The sequence below is a fragment of the Trebonia sp. genome (assembly GCF_030042015.1).
GTDB lineage: Bacteria > Actinomycetota > Actinomycetes > Streptosporangiales > Streptosporangiaceae > Trebonia.
Map to the genome: position 1 here is coordinate 1 of NZ_JASIAL010000215.1, position 7,664 is coordinate 7,664.

At 70.6% G+C, this 7,664-nt stretch carries 6 protein-coding genes and 1 pseudogene; 3 read left to right on the forward strand and 4 right to left on the reverse strand.

Annotated elements, in window-relative coordinates:
- On the reverse strand, nt 1–1,377 hold a 1,377-nt coding region (locus Q1N79_RS11225; protein WP_300607948.1), incomplete at its 3' end, for a methylmalonyl-CoA mutase.
- Nucleotides 1,378–1,967: 590 nt separating this feature from the next.
- Here Q1N79_RS11225 and Q1N79_RS11230 point away from each other — a divergent pair.
- Both Q1N79_RS11230 and Q1N79_RS11235 read left to right on the forward strand, forming a co-directional pair.
- Entirely contained in the window at nt 1,968–2,582 is a 615-nt protein-coding gene (locus Q1N79_RS11230; RefSeq protein ID WP_300607951.1) for an RNA polymerase sigma factor, read from the forward strand.
- Nucleotides 2,572–3,987 carry a hypothetical protein gene (locus Q1N79_RS11235; RefSeq protein WP_300607954.1) on the forward strand — a complete coding sequence of 472 codons (1,416 nt, stop codon included), beginning with the start codon at nt 2,572–2,574 and terminating at the stop codon, nt 3,985–3,987. The genes Q1N79_RS11230 and Q1N79_RS11235 overlap by 11 nt, the downstream gene beginning before the upstream one ends.
- Here the strand turns inward: Q1N79_RS11235 and Q1N79_RS11240 are convergent.
- Complete coding sequence (locus Q1N79_RS11240) at nt 3,984–4,493, reverse strand: MarR family winged helix-turn-helix transcriptional regulator (RefSeq protein WP_300607957.1); 510 nt, start codon at nt 4,491–4,493, stop codon at nt 3,984–3,986. The two genes, Q1N79_RS11235 and Q1N79_RS11240, sit on opposite strands and share 4 nt — an antisense overlap.
- A 300-nt stretch (nt 4,494–4,793) precedes the next feature.
- Here Q1N79_RS11240 and Q1N79_RS11245 point away from each other — a divergent pair, with 300 nt between their 5' ends.
- Nucleotides 4,794–6,518 carry a hypothetical protein gene (locus tag Q1N79_RS11245; protein WP_300607959.1) on the forward strand — a complete coding sequence of 575 codons (1,725 nt, stop codon included), beginning with the start codon at nt 4,794–4,796 and terminating at the stop codon, nt 6,516–6,518.
- Nucleotides 6,519–6,556: 38 nt separating this feature from the next.
- Here Q1N79_RS11245 and meaB read toward each other — a convergent pair whose 3' ends face one another.
- Both meaB and Q1N79_RS11255 read right to left on the reverse strand, forming a co-directional pair.
- Nucleotides 6,557–7,477: a methylmalonyl Co-A mutase-associated GTPase MeaB gene (gene meaB / locus Q1N79_RS11250; RefSeq protein ID WP_300607960.1), complete on the reverse strand. Its 921-nt coding sequence runs from the start codon at nt 7,475–7,477 to the stop codon at nt 6,557–6,559.
- Between the two features lie 14 nt (nt 7,478–7,491).
- Nucleotides 7,492–7,664, reverse strand: a pseudogene (locus Q1N79_RS11255) (acetyl-CoA C-acyltransferase); the annotation flags it as partial.

Sequence of the window (7,664 nt, forward strand, 5' to 3'; positions counted from 1 at the left end):
CTGGTAGGCGAAGGAGGCCTCGGCGATCTCGCCGACGAACCAGCCGTTCTCGATGCCGGCCAGGATCCCGCCGGTCATCGAACCGTCCTGGCTCATCGCGCGGATCTGCGCGAAGATCGCCTCGGCCTCCTGCTCTAGACGGTCGGTCAGCGCCTCGACGTACCAGGAGCCTCCCAGCGGGTCCGACACGTTGACCACGCCGGTCTCTTCCATGATCACCTGCTGGGTGCGCAGCGCGGTCTCGGCCGCGGCCTCCCCCGGCAGCGCGAGCACCTCATCCAGGGCGTTGGTGTGCAGCGAGTTGGTCCCGCCCAGGACGGCGGCCAGCGCCTCGATGGCGGTCCTGACGATGTTGTTGTCCGGCTGCTGCGCGGTCAGCGAGACGCCCGCGGTCTGGGTGTGGAAGCGCAGCCACTGCGCGCGCGGCGACTTGGCGCCGTAGACGTCGCGCAGCCACCTGGCCCAGATCCGCCGGGCGGCCCGGAACTTGGCGATCTCCTCGAAGAAGTCGATGTGCGCGTCGAAGAAGAACGACAGGCCGGGCGCGAACTCCTCGACGTCAAGACCCCGCTTGATGCCGAGCTCCACGTAAGCGAAGCCGTCGGCGAGGGTGAACGCCAGCTCCTGAGCGGCGGTGGAGCCGGCTTCCCTGATGTGGTAGCCGGACACGGACAGCGGCTTGTACCTGGGCACATGCCGGCTGCAGAACTCCATCAGGTCGCCGATCAGCCGCAGGTGCGGCTCGGGGGCGAACAGCCATTCCTTCTGGGCGATGTACTCCTTGAAGATGTCGGTCTGCAGGGTGCCGTCGAGGGCCGTGATGTCCTTGCCCTGGCGCTCCGCGGCGACCAGGTACATGCAGAAGACCGGGACGGCCGGCCCGCTGATCGTCATGCTCGTGGTCGTCGCGTCGAGCGGAATCCCGGCGAAGAGCGCGTCCATGTCCCTGGCCGAGTCGACCGCCACGCCGCACTGCCCGACCTCGCCTGCGGATCGCGGGTCATCGGAGTCGCGGCCCATCAGCGTGGGCATGTCGAACGCGACGGACAGGCCGTTGCCGCCCGCGTTGATCAGCATCTTGTACCGCTCGTTGGTCTGCCGCACGTTGCCGAACCCGGAGAACTGCCTGATCGTCCACGGCTTGCCGCGGTAACCGGTTGCGTACAGGCCCCTGGTGAACGGGAACTCGCCCGGCCACCCGATGCCAGCGGGGGGTTCCGCGCCGTCCGGCGGGCCGTACACCGGATCGACGTGCAGGCCGGACAGCGTGGTGAAGTCGGCGTCGCGCTTGGCGGCCGCGTCGTAGGCGCGCCGCCAGCGCGCGCGCCCGGTCACGTCCGCTTCCCCGGTCTGCGTCGTCACTTTCTGCTCCGTCATCACGGACTTCCCCTCAGGCTGCCAGCCGGCCGGCCGAGATAGTAGGACGTCCTACTATCTACCGGAACCAGCCTAGCTCACCCGCGCCGCACCGGGCACGGATCAGGCGGCTAACTTAGGACCCGAGCCGCAGCCCCGATGCCCGGTTTTGTCATGTTTTGTCCCTGCGGATCGGGTCCTAACTTGGCTGCGCAGGGCAGATCGCGCCCGATATGGGTGGTTTGCCCCGGCCGGCGGCCGGCCGGGGGGCGGGTCGGGCGGGCCGGGCGGACCGGGCGGGCCGGGCCTGGCGAGCGCCGGGTTTGGCTGGGCAGGGCGGTGCGGGAGAGGCAACCGCGAATCGTGGGGAGAAAAAATCGCAACCGGCCGGCGGCGAGCGGCGTCCATTAGGGACAACAGTCCGGGAAAGTCCGGGAAAACAGCCCTGCCGCTGCCGTGCGAAGGTGTGGTACCCATTGATGTACCCGACAAATACCCTCGGGGATGCACCACCGCTTGATGAACTCATCACCTTCGGTGGCGCCGGCGCCGCGCTGACCGCCACGGCTCCAGATGACGAATGGCGGGCAGCGCGGAAGCAGGGAGGTCCGGTGGGCACGGACGCGAGCGCCGAGACCGGCCCTTACGCCACGCTCACCTCCGGCACGGGCGCCCGCCGCGCGCTGGCCGAGCAGTTGTTCACCGCTAACTACCCGAAGCTGGCAGGCTGGGTCCGGCGGCTTGTGGACGACGACGAGACCGCGCACGAGATCGCTTCCGAGGCGTTCGTGCGGCTGCTTTCGAAGTGGACAAGCCCCGACAAGCTCGACAATCCGCAAAGCTACCTGTACATGATCGCGACCAACCTGGTGCGGGACCACTGGCGCAAGACGGAGCGGGAGCGCCGGGCGATGCGCAGCGTGTCCGCCGGCGCGGAACACGAGCCGTTCTCCGACCCGGCGCAGGAGGTCGACGTCCGCGAGCTGATCCAGGCCCTGCCCGCCCGGCTGCGCGACCCGTTCCTGCTGCACTACTACGCCGGCTTCGGGGTGCGGGAGATCGCGTTGCTGCTCAAGCGGCCGGAAGGCACGATCAAGGCAGACCTGTACCATGCCAGGGCGCGGCTGAAGGAGGCGCTCGCGGCTAACGCCGCGGGCGGTCACGGCAGGACACGCGGCGCGGGCGGAAACAGCGCGGGCGGAAACGGTGCGTGCGATGCCAGGTAACGACAATCGCGATCCCCTCGACAGCTGGCTGAACCAGCAGGTGCGGCCGCTGCCGCCACCGCCGGGCACGTTCCAGCTGATCACCCGCAAGGCACGGCGCCGCAAGCTGCGCAAGCTCGCCATCACGCTGGCGTCGGCGGCCGCCGTGGCCGCGGCGGCCGCGGTCGCCGTGCCGAACGTGCTGGCGCTGCGCGTCGCCCCCTCACCGGTGACGGGAACCCCGGTTGCGGCGGGAAGCAGTCCCGCGTCGAACAGCGGAACGCCGCGGCCGACCGGGTCGGGGAGCCGGCTCGCGTCGCCGGCGACCTCGACCGCGGGCAGCGGAGCGCTGCACCCGGTCCCCGCCAACTTCCAGCCGGTGTCGGTCACTTTCGTCAGCACGCAGCTCGGCTGGGCGATCGGGCAGGGCGGCACGGCAGGGCACTGCGCCGACCAGAACCCCTACATCTGCACGTCGATCGTGCGCACGGACAACGCCGGGCAGACCTGGGAGGGCGGGCCGGCGCCGAAGACCAGCGGACCGGACGGCGCCGTCGGTGTGAGCGCGATCAGGTTCCTCGACGGCGTGAACGGGTGGGCGTTCGGGCCCGGGCTGTGGGCCACGCACGACGGCGGGACCACCTGGAACCAGGTCGACACCGACGGGCAGCGGGTCACCGACCTCGAGACGGTGAACCACCGGGCTTACGCGCTGTTCGCCACGTGCTCGGGCACCGGCGCGGACTTCGCCGCGGACTGCACCAGGTACACGCTGATGACCACGTCCGCCGGCAACGACGACTGGGTGCCCGTCGGCGACCCGACGAACGGCCTCACCGACGGCGGCGCCGCCACGTCGGCGGTGCTCGCGCTCACGTCCACCACCGGATACCTGATCGCGCCGAACGGGGCGCTCTACTCCGGTCCGATCGGCGGCGTCTGGCAGCAGGCGGGTACCGTCGACTGCCAGCCCGGGCCGGCCCAGGCCAACGGACTGCCGTCCCGCGCGCTGCTCGCCCTGCAGGACTCGGCCAACCTGGCGGTCGCGTGCGCCGGGCCCTCGTCCGGCGCCGTCACGGTCTACACGTCGGACGACAGCGGAGCGATCTGGACACCCCAGCCCGCCGCCGCGTGGTCGGGCATCGCGTCCATCGGCACCCCGACATCGCTGGCCGCGGCGCCGGACGGGACGCTCGTGCTCGCCACGACCAACGGGCTCTACGTGCTGCCGGCGGGCGCCTCGCAGTGGAAGCCGGCGACCGTCACCGGCGCGGGCGCGCCCGCTGGCGGGTTCACCTATGTCGGCATGACGACGAACAGCCAGGGGGTCGCGGTGGCGGCCGACCCGGCGCTGCACGAGATCTGGATGACCTTCAACGGCGGCGGCACCTGGGCGCCTGCCACCGCGATCACGCCGGGGAACTAGCCCGCGATGAAGTCGCCCGCGGTCAGGCGCAGCCCGCGCAGCAGGGTAAACAGCTCGCCGCGCTCGCCTTCTGAGTACTCCCCCATGCCGAACTCGGCCGCCATCAGGTCGCGGGTGGCCTGCTGGACCGCGTCCCTGCCGCGTTCGGTGATCTCCGCGAGCCGTCCGCGGCCGTCGTCAGGGTTCTGCCTCCGCACGACCATGCCCTGCGCCTCCAGCCGGTCCACGGTGTTCGTCACGCTGGTCGGGTGAACCATGAGCCGTTCCCCCATCACCCGCAGCGGCAGCGCCCCCGCGCGGCTGAACGACAGCAGCACGAGCGCCTCGTACCTGGCGAACGTCAGTCCGTACGGGCGCAGGACCGCGTCGAGCTCGGCTATCAGGATCTGCTGGGCGCGCATGATCGAGGTGACCGCGGCCATCGCGGACGACGGCCCGAACCGGCGCTCCCAGATACGCGCCGCCCGATCGATCGGGTCGAAGGGCAGTTCAAGCGCTTTTCGCACACCGGACACACTACGCAGCCAGGCGGTGAGGGGACGAACTCGGGACGGCTCAGGCACCCCCGCAGGCACGTATCATGACAGCGCAAAACAGCGAATCTGCAACATCTGCGTCCGAAGACCGGCAATAGCTAGTTCTTGGATTGCCGGGATCCGGGCGAACTCGACAACGGACAGCCGGACGACAGGGCTCTATAGATTGTCGTCTATTATGCGACTGACGCAGCGTCGTCGGGCGCTGGTTTCTGGTGAATTGTGAGCCGATAATTACTTCGGGTGTTTCGCCGCCGCTTTGGAGCCAAGATGTCACGGTCACGGGTGCTGATAATCCTCGCACTCGCAGTTGCCCTGATCGGGCTGGCTTCTGCGCAGCTGGCCGCGACCGCGGGCGCGGCCGCGGCCAGCGCCACGCGCTCGGCCGGCGTCGCGACGCCGGCCCCGGCGGCCAGTCCCATCGACACGGTCACGGACGTCTCCGCTGCCATTACCGCGACCTCGGGCGTCGAGGAGCTGGTGGTAACGGCGGACTCCACCTCGCCGCTCAGCGACGTGCTCGCGCACCTGTGGGACACCAGCACCAGCGCCGACACGCTGGACCTGACTCTCCAGGAGACCGCCTCCGACGCCGACACGGGCAGCAGCACGTGGACCGCGCCGGTCACCGAGGGCACGCCCCCTGACGGCCTGCCGCTCGGCACCTACGACGTGACGGTGGACGTCACGTTCGCGGACGGAACCGTGATCACGGGCGTGGACGCCGCACCGCCCGTCGCCTTCCAGGACACGCCGTCGATCACCGTGCAGGTCAACTCCGTGCTCAGCCACGACAACGAGCAGCCGGCCCTCACCGGCACGGTCACCATGCTGGCCCCGGGCAGCACAACCCCCGTGGCCTACGCGGACCAGCCGGTCGTGCTGGAAGACTCGGTCCTCAATCAGGTGACCCTGACCACGGACGCCAACGGCGACTTCAGCTTCCCGTTCACCGACCCGCAGCCCGGGGAGCAGTTCACCGTCGCGGTCCAGCCGACCACGACCGTCGCCGGCGCGACCACCCCGACGACGACTTTCACGGTGCAAACCGACCAGGTCGCGATCTCGGCCAGCCTGTCGGCGAAGAGTGTGACCTACGGCAGCAAGGTGACGGTCGGCGGGACCGTCAGCTACGACCCGGACGGGACGTCCGAGCCCCTGTCAGCCGAGACCGTGGACATCTACGACGGGCCCGACAGCAACACCCCGGTGGCGGTGGCCGTCACCAACGGCGCGGGCGGGTTCAGCGCCGCGCTGCCAAAGGAGTCCGCCAGCCTGCACTGGGTGCTGCGGGCCGGCGGCGAGTACCTGAGCGCGGCGAGCGTCACGCTGCCGATGAAGGTCAGCCTGCCCACGGTCATCAGCGGCTTCCAGGCGACGCTGAACACGTCCTGGCAGGTCAGCTTCCGCGGCTGCCTGGCGCTCGCGGCCGGGACCCCCGGCTACATTCCCTCGCTGTCCGGGCTGACCATCCAGTACGCGGCGGGCCCCAACGGGCCGTGGCACACGCTGGGCACCGTGCCCAAGCAGAGCGTCGTGTGCGGCAACGGCGGCTGGGCGTTCAGCGGCACGCTCGAAGCGAAGCGGAACTACGCGTACTACCGCGCGTGGTACGCCGGGACCACCAACGTGGCGGGCACGGGTTTCCTGTCCGCGGCAAGCGGCAAGGTGCTCGCGTGGAAGTACGAGGACCGCATCACGTCATTCAGCGTGTCAAAGCGGACCGTCGGCAGCGGAGGAAAGCTTACCGTCAGCGGAATCCTGCAGTTCTACCTGGGAGGCTGGCGGAACTACGCCAACCAGCCGGTACAAATCATCTTCCTCGAAAAAGGAAGCAAAAAGTGGTACTATATCGCGGTGCCGCGCACCAATTCAAGCGGCAAATTCAGCGCGACCTTCACCGACCCCGCGTCCGCCACCTGGTCGGCCGAATACGTCGGCAACTCCACGCACTTGGGCTGGATGGCGCCGATGATCTACGTCACAGTCAAGTGACGGCGGGCAGTCGCCAGGGATCGTTCGGCGTCAGTGTCTTAAAGACCGACGCTGGCGAGCAGCTCCTCGGCCGCTTCGTGCGGGCCCAGCCTGCCGTCCGCCACCCGGGCCGCGAGCTCGTCGGGTACCTCAAGCCGCGCCCGCACCGCGCCGAACGCCAGCGCGCTCACCTCATCGCGCGCCCGGGCCAGCCGCTGCCGCGCCCGCTCGCCGCTTTCCGCCAGCCACGCCCAGTGCCGGTCCAGCTGGCGGACCAGCTCGTCCACCCCCTCGCCCGAGGTCGCGACCGTCGTCACCACCGGCGGCCTCCACCGCCCGGCGGAAAGCGCGATCATCGACCGCAGGTCGCGGACCGTCCGCTGGGTTTCCGGCCGGTCCGCCTTGTTCACGACGAGCACGTCGGCGACCTCGAGCACCCCCGCCTTCGCCGCCTGCACCGCATCCCCCATGCCGGGCACGACGAGCAGCGCCGTCGTGTCCGCGGCCGCCGCGATCTCCACCTCGGCCTGCCCCACGCCGACGGTCTCGATCAGGATCACCCCGAACCCGGCGGCGTCGAGCACCCGGATCGCCTGCGGGGTCGCGGCGGCCAGCCCGCCGAGCTGGCCGCGGCTCCCCATCGACCTGATGAACACGCCGGGGTCAGTCGCGTGCTCCTGCATCCGCACCCGGTCGCCGAGCAGCGCGCCGCCGGAGAACGGCGACGACGGGTCCACCGCGAGCACCGCGGCCCGCTCACCGCGGGCGCGCAACGCCTTGACAAGTGCGCTGGTCACGGTGGACTTTCCCGCGCCCGGCGCCCCAGTCAGGCCGATGACCCGCGCGCCCGCGACCATGGGGGCCAGGTCTTTTATTACCGAACGGACCCCGCTTTCTCCGTTTTCGACCATCGAGATCACCTTGGCGAGCGCGCGGACGTCCCCGGCACGCACGCGTTCGGCGAGCGCTGCCGCATCCAGCGTGGTCAGCGTGGTCAGCGCGGCACCCGCAGCAGGAGCGCCGAGCCCTGGCCGCCGCCGCCGCACAGGCCGGCCGCGCCGGCCCCGCCGCCGCGCCGGCGCAGCTCGCAGGCCAGCGTGAACACGATGCGGGCGCCGGAAGCGCCGAGCGGGTGGCCGAGCGCGATCGCGCCGCCGTTGACGTTCA